The following is a 25675-nucleotide window of genomic DNA, read 5'->3' on the forward strand; positions in this document are numbered from 1 at the left end:
CAATCGTATTTACAAGATACATGTACCTTTCTGTATATCAGAGAAAAGATCAGGATGAACGTACTATAGGTGAAATCTTCTATGTACTTCTTAGTGAAATGGAGGACGTTACATTCCAGCATTCGCTCTTTATACTAATTGAGGCAATGACTTTAAGCATAAAAAATATACTTCACATCACAGATGAGCAGGTTGAGAAAATCTATAAGGATTTCTTCTTTAGGTTACCTGAATATATGCAGGATGCTCTAACGAGCAGCTATAAAGTGGCGTAAGATTATTTTTATCTAGAATATAGAGTTTTCAAGGTTCAAAGCCCACTTTTAATGTGGGAAGTTTAAGTAAATAAGTCATAATTTGATCCCTTTGATATATGACTATTTATTTCATGATTATGGTGGATGGGAGAGCCGCATTCTGGGCAATATTTGACATTTGGTTCATGTATTCCAGCCCCCACAATTTTGACACTTCATATAATCTTACTTCCTATTGTATAATTCTTATTTTTATATACTTACTTATAGTACTTACACTCGATAAAGTTGAAAACTATACTACTCCACATCTAAGATACTATTCGGCGCTATCCCTAGAAAAATAACATGTTCTTTCCGACCATTGCAGAACTTACTTCATGTGATACAGTATCCAGAATCCAAACTAATCTCTGATTCATAACTAAAAAAGTAGCCGGTACGATAACCGACTACTCATTAAATCATTCTTTATAAAACTTCTTTCGACTTCTTCTTGTCAATAAATATGAGCATTACATTCAAAGAAGCCTTAACTCATCCTCAGATGATGGAATTACTTGAAAATGCACTGGCGGGCATCGGAGTCATTAACCAGAAGGGCTCTCCAACTTAAATATATCTGATAAAGTAGCCGGGAACCGACTACTTTTTTTCATCAGATTCTAAGCTTTCATTTTTCTTCTGCTTGTGGTAAGCAAAACACTTTTGTATAAATCTATTTGAAAAAAGGATCACACAAAGTATATGCAAGACAAAACTAAATAATGACTCATCATATTCTTTTTTTAAAATAGCCTGAACGAAAACACCACCCCATACTATGACACATAAGCCATATTCTATCAGAGTTCTTATAGTTACTTTCTCTTCTTTCACAATCAATACCTCACTCCTTAAATCCTTCTTTAACGAGTATACAGCTTTGGATAATTACGGGTACATAGCAGTGTCCTTACAAAATATGAAGATATATGGATAACTGTAAGAAGATATTCAGCACTATATATTTTCACAACACAATGTTTTCTCATACAATCCGACCTAATCCCTTATTTTTCATCGCATATTCCTATGATTTAACAGAGCGTGACTTTTTTATAAAAATATAATAATTGACCCTATAGACAAATAGCTTCTCAGTAGTAAGATAGCGATTGCTGTGATGAATTAAGGCAATTTGTTTATTAACTGATCTGATGTATCTGGTCATTTCAATGGAGGAAACCGTAATGTTCAAAATCACAAAGGACATGCTTGATGATCACATTACTGAAACTACTATCATTTATAGCTCAGAAAACACTTACAGAGATTTTTTAAAAACTTCCTGGAACAAATACGCTTCTTCAAATATTCCTGATTTTGACAAGCTTGGAAACAGCCATCTTTCAGCTATGGTTAGTTATTTTGTGGCAAAAAAGCGCAATACTATAGTCGCATAACATATGAGGTAAATATGATTCGGTTCGACGATATTCCATTTTCTCCAAAGATGTCCCAAGCTCTGTCGAAGCTTAAGATTAATTATGTATTTCAGTCTATCTTCTACCCTGACGGAAAGACTATCTATGCCAGAGAAGCTCTTATGAGACCTCTCAATATGACCGTCACTGAGCTAATAACCGAATATACTCGTAGAAATGAACTCTATACCCTAGAAGTTGCCACCCTGTTCGTAGCTATGAAAGAATATAGGGCTCGTGGCTACTCCGAGTTACCATCTCTAAATTCATTTCCTTGCGAGACGTTTGCTGATGAGGAAATTCAAGCTTTTGGTTCTTATTTTGCCGAAAACCTTCCTCACTTTATCGTTGAGACTTTGGAATATCCTGAATTTGACCCTGTAATCTCCGCTCTGAAAAGGAAACATATATCTATTTGCGATAATCTCCTAGCTCTGGATGATTTTGGCACCGGTTTAAACACGGCAGAGATTGCTGAATTCATGAAACCGGACATAATTAAGCTTGACCGCTCTCTTCTTATGAGAATCGATTCTGATAAGAAGAAACAGGCTAACTGTGCTCAAATAATCACTGATGCTCACAAACATGGCGTGAAGATTATTGCTGAAGGCATCGAAACTAAGGCTGAGTTTGAGTGCATGAAGCAACTTGGTTCTGATTTCTTCCAGGGATATTATCTGGGGATGCCAATTTGACTAATAGGTTTTATTTATATATAACGACTTAAGACTGCGGTCCTACACCGCGAGAACCTTCGTTCTCAATGCGGGCGACTGCGGTCTTTTTTGCATTCAAAAAAAGCTCCGCCGGGTGTGCTTAAGAAAACACTTTGACAGAGCTGATTCATTGATAATAATCTCCAGGGAATTAATTAAGTTTTATTTTGGTTCATTATCTCGGCTGATTCTAGTCTTACACCCGTTATATAATATACGTAATAAGTACCGTGTACCATTTCAAAATTATTACGTACGTAACTATTTTGAAATGATACACGATACTTGATTCAATACGCCGTCCCCAGTCGGGCTACATATGGCGTGTGATGAAGTCTATCCTCTACTTATGTAAAAGCATAAGTGAAGGAAGACTTCATCACACTTATATCATATTGTTATAAATTAATTATGGTTTCTTATGTGCTCGGCAATACTGATGGAGAAACCAGACGGTGAAACCATCATCGTAGACTTTGATGAACCAGTATTCGTAATCTTCCCACCCTGTGCGTTCGTGAAGCCTTTTTCCACAAGCATCTTATACGCCTCATCAAAGTCGCGGACGTTCATGCGAATAGTTGTGATGTCTTGCTCAACGGGAGCATTTGTTACATCAACGTGAAAGACCTTGCCGTCCTCGCCGGTATAACGCATACGTACACTGGTAATATTATTGTTGTTGATTCCTGTTTTCATGTGGCGACGTTCAAAGCCCATCTCCTCAAAAAGCCTGACGACGTTCTCTGCATCCTTGGTAACGATAAGTGGATTAAAACTTGTGATAGTCATAATGTAGCACTCCTTCCTAAATTAAATGATTTTATTTACTTCTTACTTATTACTTATGATAAAGATTCAAACTATTTAAATTGTTCTAATGTCATATAAACCATCTATACCTATCCATTTTCCGTCTTTCTCCGGAGTGACACGTCCTAACAGGTGTCTGTCCGCAATCAGGAGGTCCTGAATGTCTACCTTCTGCAGATCCGCTACAGTTTTTTTCCTGATGTTCAGTTGACTCCGACTGATTACTTATCATCATTAAGGTGTGCTTCAGCATACTCTGAAAAGGCGTCCTGCCAGATCTTGTAAGCTGCTGTTGTCTGGTGAATACCCTTGTCGCTGCAATATTGTTTTGCAAGATTTCCCTCACTGTCATAGAGCCTTGACGCTATATCTATATAGCCCCAGCCGTTTTCTGCTGCCAATGCTGCCATCTGTGCATTGAATGCACGGATAGTGTCATTGTTAAATTCCTCTTTAGCACTTTTATATATAGGTGTTGTACTTACAATAGTGATCTTTATGCCGGGTATCTCCTGCTGTATCTTTGCAATATACTGAAGATACTTTCCAACTGTGTTGTCTGCACCAGCCCAAAGGTCATTAAGACCAAAGAAAGTATAAATGTGTTTTGCTCCCATAAGCTTCAGAGAATCCCAGGCATACATCTGCTGTCCCTGATATATGGGATGCTTGGATTTACCGGAAATGTTCATGAAAGCATTATGAACCGAATAACTGACACGGGTTAAAAATTTGAGATTCTGAAACACAGGAAATGTGCCATTATTTGCAGCATAATTTGCAAAGCCCTGAGCTACCGAATCACCTATAACAACAGAATCCCTGAAAAATTCGCTGATCTTTTGTGCGTGTAATGCCTCTTCTTGAAGTCGGTTCTGTTCTTCAAGCCATGCTCTGTTCTGCTGTTCCCGAAGAATTTCTTCCTCTGTCCATGTTCCCGCTGTTGTTTCTTCAACTGAGCCTGTCGGAGTGTTATCTGCCTGTGTCACACCGGGTGTATATAAGCCAGTGCTTCCCGTTTCGGGAACAGTCGGTAATGCTTCAGATGTGTATTCAGAACCCCCCTGCGTATCTGCATATAAACTAAATACAGGTATTACTGATAATGTTGTAATCAGCAAGGTCGCGGCAATAGTTCTTTTTTTCATAATATTTTCCCTTTCCGTATAGAGGTGTAATGTTTTTTCGCCTCTTTTTCAACTGTAAAATACTGTGATCGGATAATGACCATATCGGTTACAAAAGACATTTTATTACTTCTCAATATAAATTATAATAATCAAAGACAGACTTTATTCATATCGAGGAGGTGACTCATGGACAACAACTATAATATGTCGAGCAACAAGGCATTATTAATAATCTGATGATAACCATATTGATCAATGACTATTCTCAGTGGAATTGCTATGGGTTCCTGCTGTATTTTTTTACAAAAAAAGTCGAGGTATTATGCAGTTACTTCTGAAAACTGATAATACCTCGAATATAAGCATTTACCTTTTTGATTTTCATCAACGGGAATCTCTAAGCCATTTTTTTCGTGCTTCATGATAATCTTCTATTTTTCGCCATAATGCAGGCTGTTTATATAATAGGTTAATCTTCTCCCACCAGATGAACCGTCATATATTTATGGCCTACCGCGGGAAGAAACTTTTCTATAACATCAAAAAAGCTACTTTACACCCTAAATGAGCGAGAAAGCCCACGGTTTTAACCGTGGGATGAGAGCATATTAAACCAAAGATGATATTTTCAGCCAAAATACTGAAGATATCATCATTTTTATTTGACTCATGTGTATATTAAATGCTATATTATACACATGAAGAATGAGTATAAACATACAAGAACTACTGTATCATTGATAAACTATCATCTTGTGTTCTGCCCAAGATACCGTAGGAAGATTTTTAATATTCCCGGTGTCGAAGATCGATTCAAAGAACTGACTTCCATTGAATGCCAGACGCACAATATAGATATACTTGCCATGGAATGTCATATAGACCACGTCCACATGTTTGTGAGTGTATATCCTCAACAAAGTATCCCTGATATTGTAAAACAAATCAAAGGCGCTACATCACATAAGCTGCGTGAAGAATTCTCGCAGCTAAGAAATATGCCGTCTTTATGGACACGTTCATATTTTGTCAGCACAGCAGGTAATGTCAGCTCTGAAACTATAGAATGGTATATCAATACACAAAAAACGAGGGATTAGATGCACGTACTTAGACTGAGTCTTGCGACAACCGAATATGATGAACAGGTACTTGCAGACCGCTATTTTATGATATCCCATATCCATAACGTCGTAGTCAAGCATGCAAAGGAACTGCTCAGACAGCTTGACTACAACAGGGAGTATCAGGCCTCAAAGGATGAATATACGACACTTCTCAAGGAAAAGAAGGCTGCTGATAGCAGCCACTCCAGATTCCCAAAAGAGAAATCTAATCGGATGAAGGAGCTTTCTGGTGTCATGTACAGCATTCGGCAGGAAATCGGGTTTTGCAAGGCAAGTCTTGAGTCCTACATCAAGATCTGTGGCAGGAAGTACAAAAAGCATATCTCTTCACAGCAGGTGCAGAAGGAAGCTGATCGTGTATGGGCCGGTGTGGAGAAGGTATTGTTCGGTAACGGAGAAGAGCTTCATTTCAAGAAATACCGGGACTTTGATACCATCTGTGGCAAGTCTGCGACTAACGGGATCAAGTTCGACAAGGAATCGTTCAGTATCGAGTGGAACGGACTACATATAAGGTGCAGGCTCCCTCGTAAACACAAGGATGTTGAAGCAGGAATGCCATACATCATGGAATCTATCGATCATAAGGTTTCCTACTGTGAGATAAAAAGACGAATGTTTCCCAATGGCTGGCACTACTATCTGAACGTATATCTTGAAGGGGATGCTCCGAGAAAACTAAAGACAGTTGGCGATGCAGATAATCGGACAGGGCTTGACCTCGGAACATCGACAGCCGCTACAGTATCGGACAACATGGCGACATTGGAAGAGCTTGCTCCGAAATGTTATGAGTTCAACAGGAAGATACGTAACGTGTCAAGACGCATGGATCGGTCAAAACGTGCTTATAACCCCAATAAATACAAGCCTGACGGTACCATCGACAGAACGAATAAGGATAAGTGGGTGTTCTCAAAGACCTATCTCAAATCTCGTGACAAGCTCAAATCATTGTACCGGCAAAAATCCGAATATATTGACCAGTCACACAGACAGTACATCAACAGACTGATAACTGACTCGGTAAACTTCATCACGGAAAATATGAACTTTAGTGCCCTTCAAAAGCGTTCGAAGAAGAAGACCGAGCGTTCGGACAAGGTCTCTGTTGTGGCAAAGAAGGACGGTACTGAACAATCCATCCGTAAGTTCAAAAGGAAGAAACGTTATGGTTCATCCATGAACAACCGCTCACCATCAAGATTCCTTATACTGCTGGAACAAAAGGTAAAGTTATATGGTGGTGCATTGTATAAGGTGGACACATGGAACTTCAGAGCGAGCCAGTACGACCACACAACGGACACAAACACCAAAGTCAATATTAGCGACAGGTTTAAATCGATAGACGGACATGAGGTACAGAGGGACTTATATAGCGGGTTCCTGTTAAAGAACAGCAATGGAAATCTGAATCACACTGACAGAGAGAAATGTATATATGAATTCGACAGCTTCATTAAGTTGCACGATGAGTTGATAAGTAATAAGAAGGCTGATGGTAAGAGCATGAAGGCGTGCTTCGGTTTTTGAGCATAAAAATACTGCCCAGAATACCGGACAGTATTGTACAGCTACTAATATTTTTTAAATGGTCCAGACGTAGACCATCCTTTTGGAAAGTAGGTACACGCGTATTGAACTCTCGGGTAAACACTGAAATAACCGGTCATATCCTGCCCTATATGGTCAGGTGGAATCGGGTGAATCTAAGTGAGAATCCCACGGATTTATCCGTGGGAGTACGTCAAAATTATACATTGTAAAGCAGCCTATTGTCATAGAATCACCGCTGTTATTTGCAAAGCTCGGCTACAATCATATTAATGGCCTTGCCATCAGCCTTACCCTTGAGAGCCGGCATGATTTCCTTCATGATAGCTCCCTTATTCTTTGTTGCAATCACTTCAGCAAACTTCTCATTCAGGAATGCCTTGATCTCATCCTCTGACATCATAGCCGGAGCGTACTCATTGATGACATCATATCTGAACTGGTACTCCGCCTTAAGCTCTGCTCTGTCGTCAGGGCAGGTATCGATCTGCTCCTTGACTGTTTTCAGGGATTTAAGGATTACCTGATCAACGAGATCATCACCGATATTGTCTCTGCTGCCGGAATCAATAGCAACTTTCTTGACATCGGAGATGACAGATGAGATAGCATCCTTTCTGGCCTTGTCTCTGGCCTTCATTGCAGCAATCATATCTTTCTGAAGATTTTCAAACTTACTCATAACTATTCCTTCTTTCTGTATGTAAATACAGAGTATATTGTAGCACTTAATAAGGATGTAAGTGAGTCAAATCATTCAAGAATCCTGATTCTTCCATCACCGTAAGGATCAGAGTACTCACCTCCGACTGCTCCTCCCAGCTTCTCTGTTATGTACTCTATAAGAACCTGATTATCAAGCTTAAATCTGTCTTCTATGACCTTATCCCCATCAAACATGGTGAAGCCGTCTCCCTTATCCTGTATGGTGTAGTCATGACATGCCAGAGTATACGTTGCCTTGGGATCGATAGGTTTATCTCCTACAAGAACATTCTGAACTCTTCGCTCTCCCTTTATCCCGACAAACATGGAATGATCATCAGCAATGCAGGGTGAATCAATCTTAGTGTTTACTTCATAGGACAGTCCGGACACCTGAAGAAATCCGCCGCACTCATCTGGAATAGAACGGGCTCCCCATTCCAGTGCATCCAGTATCTGCTGTCCGGTTACTTCTATCATTGACACCATATTGCCATAAGGAAATACATCAATGATATTTCCGTAAGTGATGTCGCCTTTCTCGATATTAGCCCTTATACATCCTCCGTTAGCGATGGCAATGTCCGCGCCGGAAGACCATCTGTAGGCATCAGCACAGAAATCACCGAGATTTGTCTCTGCACGTCTCACCATACGTATGGGATTTCCATTGTTATCTGTTTCCTTAGGATCATTAACTGTCAGCTCAACATCTGTTTTTGCCACAACTTCATTCATCTTTTCGCCAAGCTCAGCTTTGACTTCCTGCACCATATCACCGATCTCGTTGTTTATTCCCAAAAGCGCAGGTGCGGAATCTTTATTAGGCCAACTCCATACATCAGTCTTTAGTACCTTTTTATCAGCGGAAATATGGCTGTAGCCTATACAGTTAAGCTTAGTTCCAACGGCAGATCTCGTAACCTCTTTTCCGCTCTTATCTTTCATGACTATCTGCTCTGTATCATGACTGTGACCATCTAAAAAGACATCTATGCCCTCAGTATGTTCAATTATATCCTTATAGGTCCACGGACTGTAGGTATCATAAAGTCCCATATGTCCGATCACATAAACAAGATCCGCTCCTTCTTTTCTGACATCATCCACCGCCTTTTGTACAGCTTCGTAAACCTTTTGCCCGGTGTCATCCTGAAGGAATCCGTATATATAATTCCCCTTGTCATCCTGGAAATATTTCGGAGTGGAAGTTGTTATGGATGTTGGTGTGGTGACTCCCACAAAACCGATTTTCATGCCTGCTATTTCCTTGATGGCGTAGGGTTCAAACACCAGCTTATCATTTTTCGTGAAATTGCAGCAGATGTATTTATACTCCGCTTCATTTTCAGCAAGCTCAAGAAAATTATCCATTCCGTAATCAAATTCATGATTCCCTGGTATTGCAAGATCATAATTCAGTTTATTCATGATCCTGACTATATTCTCACCCTTTGTAAGGGTTCCAACAGCTTCACCCTGAATGGCATCTCCGTCATCCACTAGAATAGTCTCATAGCCTTCAGATTCAAGCTTATCTCTGATGGCAGCGAGTCCGGCATAACCGAAGCCTTCATCGATTCCACAGTGCACATCACTGGTAAAGAGAATATATACTTCACCGTTCTTGTCGATTTTTTCCTCTGTTGCACTATTCTCTACTGAAGTCTTTGTTGAAGCATCAACCTTTGTCTCTTTGGCATCAGCCTCCTCTTTGCTTTCCTTTTCTTCAGCAATAGATTTCGGCGCCTCTGTTTCTGTTTCCACTTCGGATATCTCGGTTTTATCTGCCTGAGACGGTGCCAATGCCGGCTCGATGTCCGTAACACCGCATCCCGCTGCAGTTCCCACCACCAAAATCGAAATACATCCCGCCAAAATACTCCTTAGTTTTCCTGATAACAAATGATACTTTTTCACTGTCCATCCTCCTATATAAAAATGGTCTATCCCACTATTTTAAATTCGGCAGAAAGAACGAATATATTATACGACCAAAAGGTCAGAAGAGTTTTAAGCTCCACTGACCTTTACCTCATATCATTCATTCTCTTTTTTCAAAAAAGCGTATTCCGGATTCAGAACCGTATTGTGTCCGCCGGATATTTCAAGGGATGTTCCTGTAATGTAGGATGACACTGGACTGGCCAGAAAGAGCACTGCCTTCGCTACTTCCTCAGGCTCTGCCATACGGCCCAAAAGGTTATTCTCCATAAGCTTATCAAGAGCTTCTTTTGTAAAGGTTGAAGCTACCAAAGGTGTCAATGTATATCCCGGCATAAGAGCATTGACACGAACATTGTAGGCCCCGTATTCTCCTGCCACTGTTTTTGAATACTGCACAACCGCGGCTTTCATAGCTGCATAAATTGTGGAACGCCCGGTGGTGGCTGCACGGGCCGCAAGACTTGCGATATTGACGATACTGCCTCCATTATCTTTCATAAAGTGTGCGGCAGCCTGGGTTCCAAAAACAGTTGCTTTAAAATTCGCCGAAATCAGATAGTCAAGCTCTTCATCAGTATAGTCCTCTCCGGCTCTTGCCTTATTTGTGCCAATGTTATTGACCCAGGCGGCAATGGAATTATCTTTGCTTTCTCCGGCTGCAATTTTCGCAAGTTCTGTAACAGCAGCTTCATCAGTTCCGTCACATACAACTCCATGTATCCTTGATTTTAGGCTTTCAGGAGTTTCTCCATCTATCTGAGTCAGGGATAGTTCTTCAACTGCATTCTCAACTTCATCTTTTTTTCTTGCATTGAAAGTAACTATCGCCCCTTCCTTCAGAAACTCACGGCAGACAGCAAAACCTATACCTTTGCTTCCGCCGGTAACAACTACAGATTTATTTTTCAGTTTATAATTCATATTTACAATTCCTCTGTATCAGAAACATCGCCTCAATTATTCGATACAAAACTGATAGTTGATGCAGTCTTATATAAACCTGCATTCTATGAAAACTTATGAGTATGAGATTTTTCCTGCCTCATCAAAGGCATGTCTCAGATCTTCTATAAGATCATCAACGTTTTCGATTCCAATCGACAGACGTAATGTGGTTTCATGGATACCGTTTTTCTCAAGAATCTCTGCCGGTACATCTGCGTGGGTCTGGGTTACAGGATATGTGACAAGGGATTCCGTGCCCCCCAGACTTTCTGCGAAGAGGATGATGTTAAGGTTTTCCAGAACCTTAATCGCAAATTCCTTTGATGGTACATCAAAAGTTATCATTGCACCGAAGCCCCTTGACTGTTCCTTCATGATGTCATGTCCGGGATGATCCTTTAATCCCGGATAAAGTACACGGGTCACATGATGATTGCTCATAAGAAAATCTGCGATCCTATGAGCGTTTTCCTCTGCTCTGTCCATTCTTACCGCAAGGGTTTTGATACCTCTTATGATAAGCCATGAATCAAAAGGAGAAAGACCTGCACCCGTGCTTTTGAAAAGAAATCTGAGACGCCCGGAAAGTGTCTGATCCTTCACAACTATGAAACCTGCAATGGCGTCATGGTGTCCTGCCAGGAATTTGGTGCCGCTGTGAATCACTATGTCAGCGCCAAGATCAAGTGGATTCTGAAGATATGGAGACATGAATGTATTGTCAACGATAAGGAGGATACCGTGACTCTTTGTTATCTCGGAAAGCTTTCGGAGATCTGTTACATTCATCATTGGATTGGTGGGAGTTTCAAGATAGATTGCCTTTGTATTATCCTTTATCAGATTTTCAACATCTTCTTCATGCAGAGCTGCTGAACTAAATGTAACTCCGTTCTTCTGATTTATCTCCCGGAAAAGTCTTATGCTTCCGCCGTAGAGATCTTCATCTATCAGCACATGATCGCCGGGTTTAAACAACTCCATCACGCACCCTATGGCACTTATGCCGCTTGCCAATGCTATACAATCCGTTCCATGCTCAAGCCCTGCAACTATTCTTTCAAGATGGTCTCTCGTAGGATTCTGTAATCTGGAATAGTCATATCCTGAACTCTCTCCAAAACCTTTATGAGCAAAGGTAGAAGACATATAAATCGGATAGCTCACAGCACCGAAATGTTCATTTATATCATCATTCTGTAAGTGTTGACATCGGGTTTCTAAACTGTACTCCATAATCATCTGTCCTCCTGATTTAGCCTACATTCAATAAACTGTTATCCAGTGAAACTTTGTATGCATCTATTGCATCTTTTAATTGTAAAAATGCCTGTTCCAGTGTTTTCCTTGGGCACGCTATATTAAACCTTTCAAACTGCGCTGTCTCAGGACCGAAGATTCCCCCCGGATCCAGCCAGAGATGTGCTTTATCAACTATCAGATCTTCAAGTTCATCATCGGTTAATCCGAGACCTGAAAAATCGATCCATAAAAGATAGGTGCCTTCCGGCTCTATGAGTCTTATTTCAGGCAAATATTTCTGTATAAAATCCCTCACGAAATCCACATTCTCTTTAAGATACTGAAGCAGCTCCTGATGCCATTTTTCGCCCTTTGTATATACTGATTCCAATGCTTTGATACCTATGATATTGGCCTGACTGTATCCTTTAGCAGCATTGGCTTTCTGATATTTTAACCGAAGCTTTCTGTCGGGAATTATGGCATTGGCTATTTGTAGACCTGCGATATTAAAGGTTTTAGTCGGTGAATGAAGAACCAGTATATGGTCATGATATGCAGTCCCCAGTGTAAGCATTGAAGTAAACTCATATCCCGGATATATAAAATCACAATGAATTTCATCGCTGACCAGAACTACATCATATTTCACACATAAAACGGCTAACTGAAGCAGCTCTTCTCTCCTCCATACACGCCCCACCGGATTGTGAGGATTACAGAGTATAAATAGTTTAAGTGCCGGATCTGACAGTTTCTCCTCAAGATCATCAAAATTCATTTCATAATGACCATTTGATTCCTTTAATGGTGAATCCACAATTATCCGGCCATTATCTCTTATTACCTCTCCAAAGGGATAGTAGACAGGCTGCTGGATAAGAATCTTGTCTCCTGCTTCTGTAAAAGCCCTTACACAATTCGAAAGAGCATAAACTACACTGGGAGCCAATGTTACCCAGTTCCTGTTTACTGAATAACCGTAATGTTTTTCTGTCCATGAACCAAGCGCTTCGAAGTAGTTGTCCCTGGGATCAGTGTATCCGAAAATCCCATGATCTATTCGTTTTCTTAAATCCTCAAGAATCTCCTCCGGAAGACGAAAATCCATGTCGGCCACCCAAAGAGGCAGCAGATCCTCCCGACCTTTTCGTTCTCTTGCAAAATCATATTTCAGACAATTAGTGTTACGACGATCTACGATGGTATCAAAATCATAAGTCCTTTTTATTTCTTTCTCAGCCATATCTATTCTCCATCCCGTTAGTTTAGATTCGTAATACAGAAATGTGTTTTATGTATGGAATCATATGAGAATATCAGCAAACACCCCAGTTATAGTTTTTCTTGACCGCCGGTTTGCCAAACACATGAGCCAGCAATGACTCATCCCTTTCAGGAAAATCCGAATCCTCATCAGCTCTGTAGTCTTCCTTGAGAATTCTCTTCAGGAACTGTGCGGTTCTTTCTTCTTTAGGATGTGTAAATATGTCTTCCGGTGTCCCCTCTTCCACAATCACACCCTTATCCATGAAGATGACCTTGCTTGCAACGTCTCTTGCAAAATCCATTTCATGAGTGACAACCACCATGGTTGCACCGGACTCTGCCAGATCCTTCATAACATTGAGAACTTCACCTACAAGTTCGGGATCAAGAGCAGATGTAGGCTCATCAAAAAGGATCACATCGGGGTTGAGTGCAACTGCTCTGGCAATGCCTACACGTTGCTGCTGTCCTCCTGAAAGCTGTGAAGGATAGTAGTCATAGCGGTTCTTAAGTCCTACCCTGTCAAGTGCACTCTTCGCACGTTCCTCGGCTTCCTTCTTAGGTACTCCCCGGGCTATGGTAAGCCCCTCCATCACATTTTCAAGAGCAGTTTTGTTTGCGAAAAGATTGTAGTTCTGGAATACAAAACCCGATTTTTTTCTTATATCTCTGATGGTTTTCTGATTTGCCACACGAAAGTCTGTTTTTATATCATCAAACTCAATGGACCCCTGATCAGCACGCTCAAGAAAATTTATGCAGCGGAGCATGGTGGTCTTTCCGGAACCTGAAGGACCAAGGACTACTATCACCTCGCCCTTGTTTACTTCAAGGTCAACCCCTTTAAGTATCTGATTGTTTCCGAAGGATTTATGAATATTTGTTATTTTCAGCATTTTGAATCCGTCCTTTGTGTTTTTTACAGATGATGTGGCTTACACACCTCGCAATAATGTTGAAACCGCCGCTACACGACTTAATATGTAGCTAAATCTTCTGTCAGAGGGTTTCGTCAGCCTCTTCTTATAAACCGACAATGAGTTTTCTGCAAATCTGAAAAGAAGCTGTACCACTGTGCAAAGCAGTACATAGATCATGAGAATTACAAGATAAGCTTCGATGTAGTTATAGCCTATGGCTGCCTCTATCTTTGCCAGGGCGGTAATGTCTTTGACCGTCATCATATATGCAAGAGATGTATTCTTAAGAAGGCTCACAGTTGTGTTTCCTACATTCGGCAGTGCCGCCACAAGAGCCTGTGGAATGATGATTCTTGTATAGGCCTGAAATTTTGTTTCACCTATAGACATTGCGGCCTCAAGCTGTCCGGCGTTTACTGTAAGAAGCGCCGATCTGAAAACCTCAGAGAGAACCGCTATGGTGTTCAAAGAGAATACCGTATAGGCGTAAATGATGGGGTTCCAGGCGAAAACATTGTACTCAGTGTGAAGTACATTTTTGAAAATATAGTTCAGTGTCGTTGGCAAAAGGCTATAGAAAAAAAGTATCTGAAGAACTATGGGAGTTCCACGGACGAAGGACACATAAAGTCCGATTATCCTTGATGAAACCTTATGATCCACCAGCTTGCCAAGTGCCATAAAGAATGCCAGTGGAATTGAAATGAGAAGTGTAACAAATGTCAGCTTCAGTGTTACGGGTATTCCCGAAAGAGCTACAAGGAAGGTCTCCCACATAAATCCTAATTCAATTTCCATGAGTTATCCTCCTGAGTTCTCTGAAATCTGTTTTGGTCATTTTCTGTTTCACCGGGTTTTGAACCGGCAGACCTTGCTTTTCCCATAGATACATCAAAAAATCCATTGCTTTGCTTTAGCTTATTAAGAATACCGGTTTCATATATCGGATATAGAATCTTTTCGGATACTGATTTTTCTTTTGATACTGATTTTTCTTTTGATACTGCTTCTTCGTGTGGCCTCAGTCCCCTGAGAAGATGTTTCTCCAGTCTCTTCGATACTGCTTCAATAAGAAGTGTCAGTACCCAGTAGACTACGAACATTGCTATATAGGTTTCCAATGCATAGGATCCGTGATTAAGACCTATGATGAGCTGCCCCTTTCCCATGATGTCTATGAGTCCTATGGTGTAGGCCAGGGTTCCTTCTTTCATGAGATTCACAAGAGCGTTTGTAAAATTCGGAAGTGCTACTGCTGAAGCCTGAGGAAGGATTATTCTTCTGAAGGTCTGCCAGCGGCTGAGTCCGATGCTGAGACCTGCTTCACTCTGCCCTGGATCTATAGCAAGATATGCGCTTCTGAAAACCTCTGACATGGATGCTCCGAACATAAATGTAAAGGTTGTTATAACAAAGACCGCTTTGTTTGCATTATTTATATTGATACCGAAGCTTAAAAGAAGTTCCGGAAGTCCATAATAAATGATGAAAAGCATTACTATGGAAGGTACACATCGGATAAAGTAAGTGTAGGCAGATGCCAGTCCCCGAAGGATTCTTCCGCCCTTTAACTTCCCTGCTGCAAGGAGGAGCCCCAGGAGCCCTCCGAAGAACACTGTACCCAGCATGATGCCTAGAGTCACAAGCGTATATGGAAGAATCTGGGGCAAAACTTCAAAAATGAAGGTAGGTTTAAATGGTCTCACAGTGTATCACCTTTCTGATATCCTTCAGGTACATAGTCAAATAAGCTGTAACCGAAATACTGCTTCTGTAAGCTTTCGATGGTTCCGTCAGCCTTCAGTTCCTCAAAGGCCTTGTCGAAATCATCTGCAAACTGCTGCTCATCCTTGTTGAAGAGTGACCAGATAGGGATACCCTCATAAGGAACAAACGCAAGCTTGTCTGAGAAATCATGATACTCACCATCTTCCTTTTCTACATTTGCTTCAAAGGAAGTCTTAATGTTGAAGTAAGCATCATAGCGGCCTTCCAGTACCCACTGATATGCGTCTGCCGCTTCGAAGGAATCACCTGCCACAAGGTCGATCTTTGCATCAGGGTGTTTTGAGTTGTAGTTCTCAACGATATTGTACTGAGCGTTTGCGGGTCCGATGGGAACCAGCTTTCCGGAGTACTTTGCAAAGGACTCAAGATCTGTTATTTCCGAAGCATTCTCCTTACGGATTGCGATACCGATGATAGAAGCTCCTGTGTAGTTCTTAGGGAAAACGTACTTCTTTGAACGCTCTTCGGTCCACCATACGCCCTTGCTGCCGGCATTGTACTTGCCTGACTCTACACCAACCAGAAGATCATCGTCTGTTGTTCCCACATACTCGAACTCATAGTTCTCGAGCTTTTCATCTATAGCCTTCCAGACCGCAACTTCATATCCGTCATGATTTCCGTCCTTGTCAATGAAGTCGTAAGGAACATAAGACTGTGTATGAGCGATAACCTTCTTTATGACTCCGGAAGCATCAGATGAAGCGGAAGTGGCTTCTTCTGATGTTGCAGCTTCAGATGAAGCTGCAGCAGTTGTTGCATCAGGAGTTGATGAGCCGCAGGCTGCAAGGGATGCGGCGGTGATGGATACAAGTGAAACTGCTGCTACGATATTAATAAAATTCTTTTTCATAATTTTTTCTCCCCTATACATATTTGAACACTTTTTGCGGATTCACATTTCACCCATGTCACCAGATGAAATGTGAAATCCTGTTGAACACTTTTTGAACTTTAAGATTTTGAATTTATATATTATTTCAAAGGAACGAATGAGCTTTAAGCGATCCGATATCATCTTTTTGATACTCGGATTATTTATATTTTTATACGCTTGCCTTCAGATCCGGAAATCTATGTGAATCTCTTATGGTATTTACAATATGAACCTTTGGTGTGGCTTCTGCCGCTGCTTCTCTTACCCACTTGAGATGCTCTACGGATGTATCATTTGGCACTGTGCAGTCTGCTCCAACGATGACACCGGTTCTTCCTGCTTCTTCAATGATCCTGCGGGTCTCGTTCTGGATTTCTGCCTTGTTTCCTCTGTAGAGGATGCTGTCCTCTGTATTGAGGAAACCGCCGATAACTGTCTTTCTGCCGAAGAATCTTCTTCCCTCACGAAGTGAAAGGCTTTCTGTATTAACAGCCCAGTTAAATGCTGCTGCAGGATAGTCCTGGTATACACTTATGAAATTTGTATTTCCTCTCCATCCGCAGATGTGAAGGATGTTTGTTTCACTGAGCTTATTGGCAGCTTCAAGAATTTTCTTTTCTGATGGAGTTACATACAGACGATAAAGTGCATCAGGGATAAATCGATGTGTGTCTGTTACTGAAAGATATATTCCGTCGGCGGTTTCACTGTTTATGACTGTCGGAAGAAGTTCAATTATGTTGTCTGCGATCTTATCCAAAACTTCTTCAACCGCTTCAGGATTTGCTTTGATAAAATGAAGAATCAGATCATTTGCCTCTTGATCACTTAAGTTATGTCCGGTGGCAAGTCCGTAACGGAGATGAGCAAGTGGTGCGAAAAGATTGTAGAAAAGGAAGGTATCATTGCCATAGATCTGTCTGTAGCCCTTTGCAAGTCTTTCCTGATCTGTGAACCATGGGTGAAAATTTGAAACCGGAGTAAATTTTGAAAGCTCCTCAGGTGTTTTTGCATCAATCGTTATTGGTAAATAGAAATAACCGTCAGTCATGATTTTAACGAAATCAGGATCAAATTCATCCTTGAAGCGCTGTGCTCCTGACAGTATCTTGTTGAAATTCTCAGGATGCTCAACACCGCTTACAAATTCATCCTCCTCAAGATAATGATGCCAGAATCCTACAGGAATTCTCTCTACAGGTTCGTTGTTAAATGCCTTTGCTACCAGTTCTCTCTTTGTGCTCATGATATTCTCCTCCTTAATCCATAATGATTTTTGTCTTCGGTATGAAAATCGTTTTTCAAATGTCTCTTTTCGTACAATCAGGTACAAAAAAAGGACCCGGATTTTTTGCCATCCGGATCCTTACATGCAGACGAAAATCGACTCAGCTTAGAATAGGGTATGGCAAATAAACTCTATGCATATACATACAGCACATACAGCAGCATCCGTTAAGCATGGTATTCATTTTTGTATTCAGTGTGAATGTTGTCATATCTTTGCCTTTCCTTTCTTCATTTACCGGACTTGTTTAACTTCCCGGTACTGATGATTTGTTCCGGCTGTTTTCAGCCTGAAACTATATTTATGAGTTCAAGTGTTTCTGATTTGTTCCTGAACTTCATGTACAAAACTATAATCCGCAATACCCTACCTGTCCACTAGGTTTTTTTGATACTTTGCGATAGATAATGTTTATAGCAAACCTATAGATCAGATTCCTATCGCAGAATTAAACGCACCAGGATTACCATCCTGATTAAACAAAGCGCTGACGAAACTTTATAAAGTTTCATCAACGCTTTTGTTTAAAATATAAAAATTCATGCCATTCCACCAGTTCAGGTGAAAAGATAGAACCGGTACTATCCGGTTTTTAAACATCTACATTGTTCACCGGTCTGATTCTCCGATGTTAATGATTACATATTCCGATTTCGTTCCGGTTTTAAATAGTATGTCCCAATCGGCTATTCCCGATGTCACTATAAAATCTGTTCCTTCTCTGTTTTCATGACCGTATATTCTGTCATTTACTCCCGATAAGTAACTGATAATATTTATGGGAAACATCTGTCCCCCGTGTGTATGTCCGGACAATACTAAATCCGCATAACCACTTTCATTAGCATAGTCATTGGGTTCATGATCCAAAAGTATGATGTATTTACTTTTATCCACCCCGGATAGCAGACTTTCCATATCTTTACGATTGTCGTGCATACTGTCACGCCTGCCTGCAACATAAAACCGGTCATCAACCAGATCAAATTCATCTTCTAAAACATGTACTCCATTGTCCTTCAAGGCCTGACGAAGCTCCTGTGCATCAAAATCACGGCTTTTAAAAAATCCTTCATCATGATTACCAAACACAAGCCATACCCCATATTTAAAACCGGTTCTACCCAGTGCTTCGCAGGCCTTTAACATGTCCTCTTTATTTGACCAGTCATCAACATAATCTCCGGAAATACATAAAATATCAGGAGACTGGCTCTCAATGCTTTTAAGATGCTTTTCAAAACCTTCACCATCAAAGGTCGCTCCTATATGAGAATCCGCAAACATGGCAATTCTCAATGTTCCGAGCTCTTTTTTTGTAGTCAGCTGATAATCTGTCTGCCAGACATTGGTACAAAGGTAATATGCCACCAAAAGGTAGAGGATGGTTGTTACCAGGGACAACATTACATGTAAACCTGATTTTGACCCGAAAGTCACAAACGGCCTGATAACACGCATAACCACATCAAAAAAAAGTGTAAACCCCACCAAATGAAGAAGGATCACCAAAGCATTGACAAAAGACATAAGTTTTGTGATCACAGTAAATACCACTGCGATTAAAAGAAACGCAAGCAGCACGCAAAGGATCCGCTTATCCGATATCCTTCCCAGAAAAAATTGATTTGACAGAACCATCGAAAGATAAACCGTTCCGCCAATCATCAACAAAATAGCTATAGCACATATCAACAGCCACATTACACGCTCACTCCCTACCTATAACTATATCAAATCCGATTTCCTACCTGACCGCCTTCAAATAATCTTCTTCCGACACAGATTCACACCATTCATTGCTTGTACCCTCACCTTCAATCTCGATTGCAAGATGTGAGAACCATGAATCCGATGCTGCCCCGTGCCAGTGTTTTACTTCAGCCGGTATATTAATAACTGTTCCGGGAGTCATAAGAACAGCTTCTTTTCCCCATTCCTGATAGTATCCTCTTCCTCCCACACATATAAGCATCTGTCCGCCACCTGTTTTGGCATGATGGATGTGCCAGTGGTTTCTGCAACCCGGTTCGAAAGTAACATTGTAAATAGGAATCTGTTTTGTGGAAACCGGAGACAGATAGCTCTGTCCATCAAAGTACTGGGCAAATGCGTCATTTGGCGCCCCTATAGGAAAAAAGATTGTATTCTGATATTTATCCTTTTCCGTATGTTCTTCGATTTTCTCAGAATATACCTCTTTAGCAAGGTTAAATACAGCCCAAGCTTTCGGCCATCCTGCATAGAATGCCACATGTGTGATGATCGCAGCCATTTCTTTCTGTGACACACCATGGTTTTTCGCATTCATTAAATGATATTTAAGGCTATTGTCAGTTATGCCCTGTGACATAAGCGAAACTACAGTGATGATACTTCTGGTCTTTACATCAATATCCTGATTGTTCCAGTTCTCACCAAAGAGAACATCATCATTGAAATGTGCAAACTCCGGTGCAAAGTCACCAAGCTGCTGCCTTCCTGCTGTCTGTACTATTTTTTCTTTCATTACACTTCCTCATTTTCTTATAAAATCAGCATCCTTCTCAGGCATACCATCATCAGATATATATCTTTCTACAGTCATATGCAGATCATACTTTTCCCGAAGCTCCATGATTGTTTTCATCATAGGTGATGCATGATGTACATCAATTGATTTCTGATCTTTCCAGCTGTCGATAAGAAGTATTGTTTCAGGGTCATCCAGCGACTGATAATATTCATATCGAAGGTTTCCTGCCTCGCTTCTTATTGCTTCAACTGTACCGCTTTTCATCATCTCATTAGCAAACTTTTTGGCGAAGCCATTTTTACCTTTGTATCTCAGATTCACAGTTATGCTCATGGTATACCTCTCTTCAACGATTCCATCCGGGTTTGTACACATCTTTCATTTTCTCTACAAAAATAAGTATGCGGATAGACCGCAGACTTATCCGACTTATCACTTGTTCATTTTTCCGCAGTCGCCAACCTTATCACCGGTGACGAAATACTCGTATGTCGGGAACTCGAAAAGCACCGGCTTAAACACATGATAATCAATCTTACCGGACTTGTTCAGTACAGACTCATCCGCATAGGTAGCAATGATCTTTCCAAAGAAGTTATCGAAATTCTCAAGCTCGTAATTGTGATCCATCTCACACTCGATGGAGATTTTTGCATCGTCAATGAGAGGCGCACCATTCTTACCTACTGTGAACTTGAAGGCTCCGGACTTATCTTCCTTGTTGCCTGAAACGATGCCCATTCTGTCTGCTTCCTTAAGCCATGACTCATCTACTACGTTTACAGAAAAAATCTTATTTTCACGGATACCCCTGTTTGTATAATGTGCCTGAACCATGGAAACCATAAGGTGGCTGTGAGCCACGGTTCCTGCGTGGGCCACAAGTGTCCAGTTGGGTTTTCCGTCTACCATAGCTCCAACTACAATCACAGGTGCCGGGTATAATGCTAATGTTGCTCCGATATTCTTCTTCATTTTAAAATTCCTTCTTTCTTAAAATCGAGCAAGGGAATACTTTTACCCTTACTCGCCAAAGACCGTCAGTCTTTAAAGCAGACATCTTCCTTTCGGACGCCTTACGATATTACAGAATGAGTTTCAAGAACTGATAGGTCATTTCATATATAGTTACATCAACATGGGAGAGTTTAACCTCATCCATTGCTGCTATCTGTTTTTCAGTCGGATATGAATAGGGATAGATTCCATACATATACGGGAAGAATGCATACCTTATCTGCTCACTTTTCTGATCGGTTATCGCAAGATGCTTTTTAAGACATTCACCAAACAGCTCAACGGATTCTTTAAAGGCTCTTTTAAATTCAACCAGTAGTTCGTTTCTGCTGTTGTCTTCTATCTCGTAAAGATTCATAGCCGAGATCTTCAAAAGAGTTTTTCTTTCTTCCATGGATTTTGCGATGGCTCTTGAAAGGGCATCCTTATCCATATCCGTATTTCTCTTGATGATGCTCCTTAAAGCATCATTCCATTTCATATATTCACGGGTAAGCAGACCTAAGAATATCTCTTCCTTTGTCTGGAAATAATTGTAAATAGAAGGTCTGGAAAAGCTGGTTTCGGTACTAATATTTTTTATGGTAATGCTGTGAAAGCCCATAGTTTCATAAAGCTTTTCACAGGCATCCATAATTTCCTCTCTTCTTCTGTCAATTGTCTCCTTAAGTTCTACTGCCATGATAGTTCTCCTTTATAAATGCAGGATTTTACTTTTGTCATCGATATAAAGACGCCCATCTGATAGACTTCTTTAAATTCATGTACCAAATATAACCAATAATACTATCATGTTGACACATAGTCAATCATTGAGCAAAAAAATTAATCCATCTTCTTTTCCCACATACGGATAAGATTGAGACTAAGGCTATCTGCAGTCTTCTCAAGCTCAGCTATCTCATCGGCAGTTAAAGCGATATTGCCTGCCTTTATTGCTGCATCGAATATAGGTCTTAAAGAATCAGCAGTCCAGTTGTCTCCAAATGTTCCATCATTTCCCCATGCCCATGCGCCGAGTGCTATCTTTGGTAATGTCTTTGCCATAATTATTTTCTCCTTTCGGTTGACATCGTGTCACTTGATGATTGGATGATAACATCGCGCTGACTCTGTGTCAACTCATTTCTTCCAAGTTTATAATTATTTTATTTTTCATCATTAAACTAAAGAATTTCCTTTTTAACAAGACTCCGGATTTTATGAAAACCGCATACAGCCATTACCCATATTCTGCTGATAAAATTTTAAGCTGCACCGGTAAAATTACGAGACAATCAAATGGAGGCTGACGAACATAGATTTCTCCCGGATTTATTAACTATCTACCATGCCTTTGTTTCAAAAGAATACCGGCTTAGAATAATTCGAATAACAGAAACCGGCTAAAACTCGAATATATCGATATTAGCCGGTTGATTTATATATTTAGTATCGAGAAAACTAATTCTACGTTACAGACTCTCTTTCAGAATCTTTACAACCTCATCTCGGGTAAGAACTTTGTATCCGCCTTCCAGGATAAATGTTCCATCAGCGATACCTTCGATCATATCTTCTGTAGCGCCAAGTTCAGAAATACTCATTGCTACGCCAAGCTTCTTCATCCAGTTTTCCATTGCTTCGAGACCTGCCTTTGCAACTTCCTCATCAGACTTGCCTTCTGCTGAGATGCCCCAAACCTCCATTGCAAATCTCTTAAACTTCTGAAGTCCGTAAGGCATGATGAATCTGTAATATGGCAGTGATACAGCGGCGAGTGTCATTCCATGTGTTGCATCGGTATATCCTCCGGCAGACTGTCCAAGCATGTGCACCATCCAGTCAGTGGTCTTTCCTCTTGAAATAAGTGTGTTAAGGGCCCAGGTTGCAGTCCACATGATATTGGATCTAGCCTCATAATCTTCCGGATCTTCGATAGCGATGAGAGAAGAATGAATTACAGATTTCATCAGAGCTTCAGCAATGTAATCACTGGTATTATCGTCTTCTCCCGAGAAGTACTGCTCACAGATGTGATTGAAGATATCATAGATACCTGCCACCATCTGTCTCTTCGGAAGACTCATGGTGTATCTCGGATTAAGGATAGAGAATTTTGGCATAACCTCCTCACCAAATACGTGTCCTATCTTTTGATGAGTCTCATGATTAGTGATAACAGAACCTGCATTCATTTCCGAACCGGTACCTGCCATTGTGAGGATGCAGCCTACAGGAACGATTTCGCATGTGGGCTCTTCAAAGCGGATATAATATTTCTCCCAGGGATCTTCATCACAGTGAACCGACACAGATACAGCCTTTGCATAATCACAGCATGAACCACCTCCGATAGCCAAAAGCAGGTCAACATTATTCTCTTTCGCAAGCTTAACACCTTCGCGAAGCTTATCTACCGTAGGGTTAGGCATTACCCCCGCATCTTCAATGATATTTTTCCCATTTGCTTTAAGGATCTCAACAACTGCATCATAGATACCATTCTTCTTTACAGATCCTCCACCATAAATAAGCTGTACATTCTTCCCGTACTTTGGAAGTTCCTCGTTTAAAAACTTCAAAGATTCATCTCCAAAATAGAGTTTTGTAGCATTCTTGTAACTGAAATTTCCTAACATTTCTTTGTCCTCCTAAATTTATTCCCAGGTAAGTTTTCCTGTTTTCTGTGCTATTTCATATCTGCCTATCTTGTATTCAAGTTTTTCCAGCGCGATGTCATACTTCTTCCTGTTTTCCAGTATCTGCTCTCTTACTTCCTTAAGAAGATTTGTTCTGGCATCTATGGTTTGATCACCTTCCTGGAATAACCTCACATATTCTATCAGCATTTCTACCGGAACCCCGGCATCGCGCATACAGACGGCATTTTCCACCCATCCTATGTCAGTTTCCTGATAATCCCTGATTCCTCCGGCTGTTCGTGTAACTTCCGGGATAACACCCACACGCTCATAATACCTGAGTGTATCAGGAGTCAGATTGTACTTATCGCAGACTTCTTTGATAGTCATGACTTTATCTCCTCTCCTATAAACGAATGTCTTTTGCCTTTTATTTCTGATACAAAGTTCCGAGCCTCCGGCGTAGGGGCACAGATTTTCAAAGAAAGCTGATGCTTCGCATCGAAAATCCATCCACGGAAATGCTTTAATCAACGTTTCCCTAATCGGCTCCTGTATTACAAACTTCGTCTGATCAGGCGCAATTATCCTTTCCGCCTACTATGATCTTTCCCTTCGAATTCTCATCATCCCTGATGATCTCTGAAACCTCGGGAACCGATATGGAACCCGAAAGAGGATTTTTGATACTTATCATCGGAGTGGTTATGGTTGCTTCCACATCTGACTTCTCAAAAGCAAGATCTGTATCAATCATTTTGCAGTTTATAAGCTTTAGTCCCTTGCAGTAGCAAAGGGGCTGAGTCCCGATGATGGTACAGTTTTCAAAGGTGACGTTTTCACAGTACCATGCCAGGTATTCACCCTTTACGATACTGTTTCTTACAACAACATTTTTTGCATGCCAGAAGGCATCCTTTGTATCAAAATTGCAATTCTCGAAAACAGAATCCGTGATGTACTGGAAAGAATACTTACCCTTCAGAGTCACATTTGAAAACTCAAGTCGCTCCGATCTCATCATGAAATATTCGCTCTGAACATCAGTATCCATCATTACGATATTCTTTACAGACCAGCCAAACTCAGGAGAAATGATGTCACAGTTTTCTATCCTTATATTTGAACATTCTCTCAGTGCCTTTATTCCGTGCATTTTTGAATTCTTAATTTCTGCATCATTTGTATACCAAAGGGCCGCCCTGCAATTCTCAGTCATTTCAATGTTTTCAATCCTAAGTCCATCATCATGCCAAAAGGGATATCTAAGATTGAAGTAGCTATCCTTCACCACAAGGTTTTTGCTCTCTTTAAAGGCACTCTCTCCATCTGCAGGACCATCAAATCTGCAGCCTTCCACAATGATATCTCTGCTCCCGTAAAGGGCTCGCTCTTCATCAAAAGTTTTGTTCTTTATGATCATATCTTTCATTAATTTCTTCTTACCTCATTTCAGTTTCTATATGGTT

The 25675-nt window shown here is 40.7% G+C and carries 26 protein-coding genes and 1 pseudogene; 5 read left to right on the top strand and 22 right to left on the bottom strand.

Annotated elements, in window-relative coordinates:
- A pseudogene (locus T515_RS17595) lies at positions 1–275 on the top strand (IS4 family transposase); the annotation flags it as partial.
- Positions 276–902: 627 nt separating this feature from the next.
- Here T515_RS17595 and T515_RS08520 read toward each other — a convergent pair.
- Positions 903–1136 (bottom strand): hypothetical protein, encoded by a 234-nt coding sequence (locus T515_RS08520; RefSeq protein WP_155988337.1) that lies wholly within the window; start codon positions 1134–1136, stop codon positions 903–905.
- A 353-nt stretch (positions 1137–1489) separates the two neighbouring features.
- Here T515_RS08520 and T515_RS08525 point away from each other — a divergent pair, with 353 nt between their 5' ends.
- Both T515_RS08525 and T515_RS08530 read left to right on the top strand, forming a co-directional pair.
- Complete coding sequence (locus T515_RS08525; protein WP_036609833.1) at positions 1490–1702, top strand: hypothetical protein; 213 nt, start codon at positions 1490–1492, stop codon at positions 1700–1702.
- Positions 1703–1716: 14 nt separating this feature from the next.
- Complete coding sequence (locus T515_RS08530) at positions 1717–2421, top strand: EAL domain-containing protein (RefSeq protein ID WP_036609836.1); 705 nt, start codon at positions 1717–1719, stop codon at positions 2419–2421.
- A gap of 426 nt (positions 2422–2847) precedes the next feature.
- Here the strand turns inward: T515_RS08530 and T515_RS08535 are convergent, their stop codons facing one another.
- Complete coding sequence (locus T515_RS08535) at positions 2848–3234, bottom strand: hypothetical protein (protein WP_036609838.1); 387 nt, start codon at positions 3232–3234, stop codon at positions 2848–2850.
- A gap of 242 nt (positions 3235–3476) precedes the next feature.
- Positions 3477–4403 (bottom strand): SGNH/GDSL hydrolase family protein, encoded by a 927-nt coding sequence (locus tag T515_RS08540; protein ID WP_036609841.1) that lies wholly within the window; start codon positions 4401–4403, stop codon positions 3477–3479.
- A gap of 680 nt (positions 4404–5083) precedes the next feature.
- On the opposite strand from T515_RS08540, the gene tnpA reads away from it, so the two are divergent.
- Entirely contained in the window at positions 5084–5485 is a 402-nt protein-coding gene (tnpA, locus tag T515_RS17115; protein WP_081832752.1) for an IS200/IS605 family transposase, read from the top strand.
- Complete coding sequence (locus tag T515_RS08545) at positions 5486–7048, top strand: hypothetical protein (RefSeq protein ID WP_036609843.1); 1563 nt, start codon at positions 5486–5488, stop codon at positions 7046–7048. It abuts the gene before it with no gap.
- Positions 7049–7310: 262 nt separating this feature from the next.
- Here the strand turns inward: T515_RS08545 and T515_RS08550 are convergent, their stop codons facing one another.
- The 19 genes from T515_RS08550 to T515_RS08640 all read right to left on the bottom strand — a co-directional run bounded on the left by T515_RS08550 (position 7311) and on the right by T515_RS08640 (position 25638).
- Positions 7311–7751, bottom strand: coding sequence for a GatB/YqeY domain-containing protein (locus T515_RS08550; protein WP_036609845.1), 441 nt, complete (start codon positions 7749–7751; stop codon positions 7311–7313).
- A gap of 71 nt (positions 7752–7822) precedes the next feature.
- Complete coding sequence (locus T515_RS08555; RefSeq protein WP_081832744.1) at positions 7823–9694, bottom strand: bifunctional metallophosphatase/5'-nucleotidase; 1872 nt, start codon at positions 9692–9694, stop codon at positions 7823–7825.
- Between the two features lie 120 nt (positions 9695–9814).
- The gene (locus T515_RS08560; RefSeq protein ID WP_036609847.1) at positions 9815–10642 is read right to left on the bottom strand and encodes an SDR family NAD(P)-dependent oxidoreductase; all 828 of its coding nucleotides are present in this window, start codon (positions 10640–10642) and stop codon (positions 9815–9817) included.
- Positions 10643–10738: 96 nt separating this feature from the next.
- Positions 10739–11902 (bottom strand): trans-sulfuration enzyme family protein, encoded by a 1164-nt coding sequence (locus T515_RS08565; RefSeq protein WP_036610006.1) that lies wholly within the window; start codon positions 11900–11902, stop codon positions 10739–10741.
- A 19-nt stretch (positions 11903–11921) separates the two neighbouring features.
- Positions 11922–13154 carry a MalY/PatB family protein gene (locus T515_RS08570; RefSeq protein ID WP_051671582.1) on the bottom strand — a complete coding sequence of 411 codons (1233 nt, stop codon included), beginning with the start codon at positions 13152–13154 and terminating at the stop codon, positions 11922–11924.
- A 73-nt stretch (positions 13155–13227) separates the two neighbouring features.
- A complete protein-coding gene (locus tag T515_RS08575; protein WP_081832745.1) occupies positions 13228–14073 on the bottom strand; it encodes an amino acid ABC transporter ATP-binding protein in 846 nt (281 codons plus the stop codon).
- Between the two features lie 39 nt (positions 14074–14112).
- On the bottom strand, positions 14113–14895 hold the full coding sequence (locus tag T515_RS08580; RefSeq protein WP_081832746.1) for an amino acid ABC transporter permease: 783 nt from the start codon (positions 14893–14895) through the stop codon (positions 14113–14115).
- The gene (locus T515_RS08585) at positions 14880–15803 is read right to left on the bottom strand and encodes an amino acid ABC transporter permease (protein ID WP_081832747.1); all 924 of its coding nucleotides are present in this window, start codon (positions 15801–15803) and stop codon (positions 14880–14882) included. Before T515_RS08585 ends, T515_RS08580 begins: the two co-directional genes overlap by 16 nt.
- A complete protein-coding gene (locus T515_RS08590) occupies positions 15800–16738 on the bottom strand; it encodes a transporter substrate-binding domain-containing protein (RefSeq protein ID WP_155988338.1) in 939 nt (312 codons plus the stop codon). Before T515_RS08590 ends, T515_RS08585 begins: the two co-directional genes overlap by 4 nt.
- A gap of 193 nt (positions 16739–16931) precedes the next feature.
- On the bottom strand, positions 16932–18008 hold the full coding sequence (locus T515_RS08595; RefSeq protein WP_051671583.1) for a uroporphyrinogen decarboxylase family protein: 1077 nt from the start codon (positions 18006–18008) through the stop codon (positions 16932–16934).
- 651 nt (positions 18009–18659) lie between these two features.
- Complete coding sequence (locus T515_RS08600) at positions 18660–19754, bottom strand: metallophosphoesterase (RefSeq protein WP_036609850.1); 1095 nt, start codon at positions 19752–19754, stop codon at positions 18660–18662.
- Positions 19755–19797: 43 nt separating this feature from the next.
- A complete protein-coding gene (locus T515_RS08605; protein WP_036609852.1) occupies positions 19798–20559 on the bottom strand; it encodes a carboxymuconolactone decarboxylase family protein in 762 nt (253 codons plus the stop codon).
- A gap of 9 nt (positions 20560–20568) precedes the next feature.
- The gene (locus T515_RS08610; RefSeq protein ID WP_330372651.1) at positions 20569–20940 is read right to left on the bottom strand and encodes a putative quinol monooxygenase; all 372 of its coding nucleotides are present in this window, start codon (positions 20938–20940) and stop codon (positions 20569–20571) included.
- Positions 20941–20997: 57 nt separating this feature from the next.
- Positions 20998–21540 carry a flavin reductase family protein gene (locus T515_RS08615; protein WP_036609853.1) on the bottom strand — a complete coding sequence of 181 codons (543 nt, stop codon included), beginning with the start codon at positions 21538–21540 and terminating at the stop codon, positions 20998–21000.
- A 109-nt stretch (positions 21541–21649) separates the two neighbouring features.
- A complete protein-coding gene (locus T515_RS08620; protein WP_036609855.1) occupies positions 21650–22264 on the bottom strand; it encodes a TetR/AcrR family transcriptional regulator in 615 nt (204 codons plus the stop codon).
- A 143-nt stretch (positions 22265–22407) separates the two neighbouring features.
- Positions 22408–22629, bottom strand: coding sequence for a hypothetical protein (locus T515_RS08625; RefSeq protein ID WP_036609857.1), 222 nt, complete (start codon positions 22627–22629; stop codon positions 22408–22410).
- 407 nt (positions 22630–23036) lie between these two features.
- Positions 23037–24203, bottom strand: a complete 1167-nt coding sequence (locus tag T515_RS08630; RefSeq protein WP_036609859.1) for an iron-containing alcohol dehydrogenase — start codon at positions 24201–24203, stop codon at positions 23037–23039.
- 18 nt (positions 24204–24221) lie between these two features.
- A complete protein-coding gene (locus T515_RS08635) occupies positions 24222–24596 on the bottom strand; it encodes a MerR family transcriptional regulator (RefSeq protein ID WP_036609861.1) in 375 nt (124 codons plus the stop codon).
- A gap of 184 nt (positions 24597–24780) precedes the next feature.
- Positions 24781–25638 (bottom strand): DUF3737 family protein, encoded by an 858-nt coding sequence (locus tag T515_RS08640; protein ID WP_036609863.1) that lies wholly within the window; start codon positions 25636–25638, stop codon positions 24781–24783.
- Positions 25639–25675: the final 37 nt, after the last annotated feature.

The organism is Oribacterium sp. P6A1 (assembly GCF_000702885.1).
GTDB lineage: Bacteria > Bacillota > Clostridia > Lachnospirales > Lachnospiraceae > Oribacterium.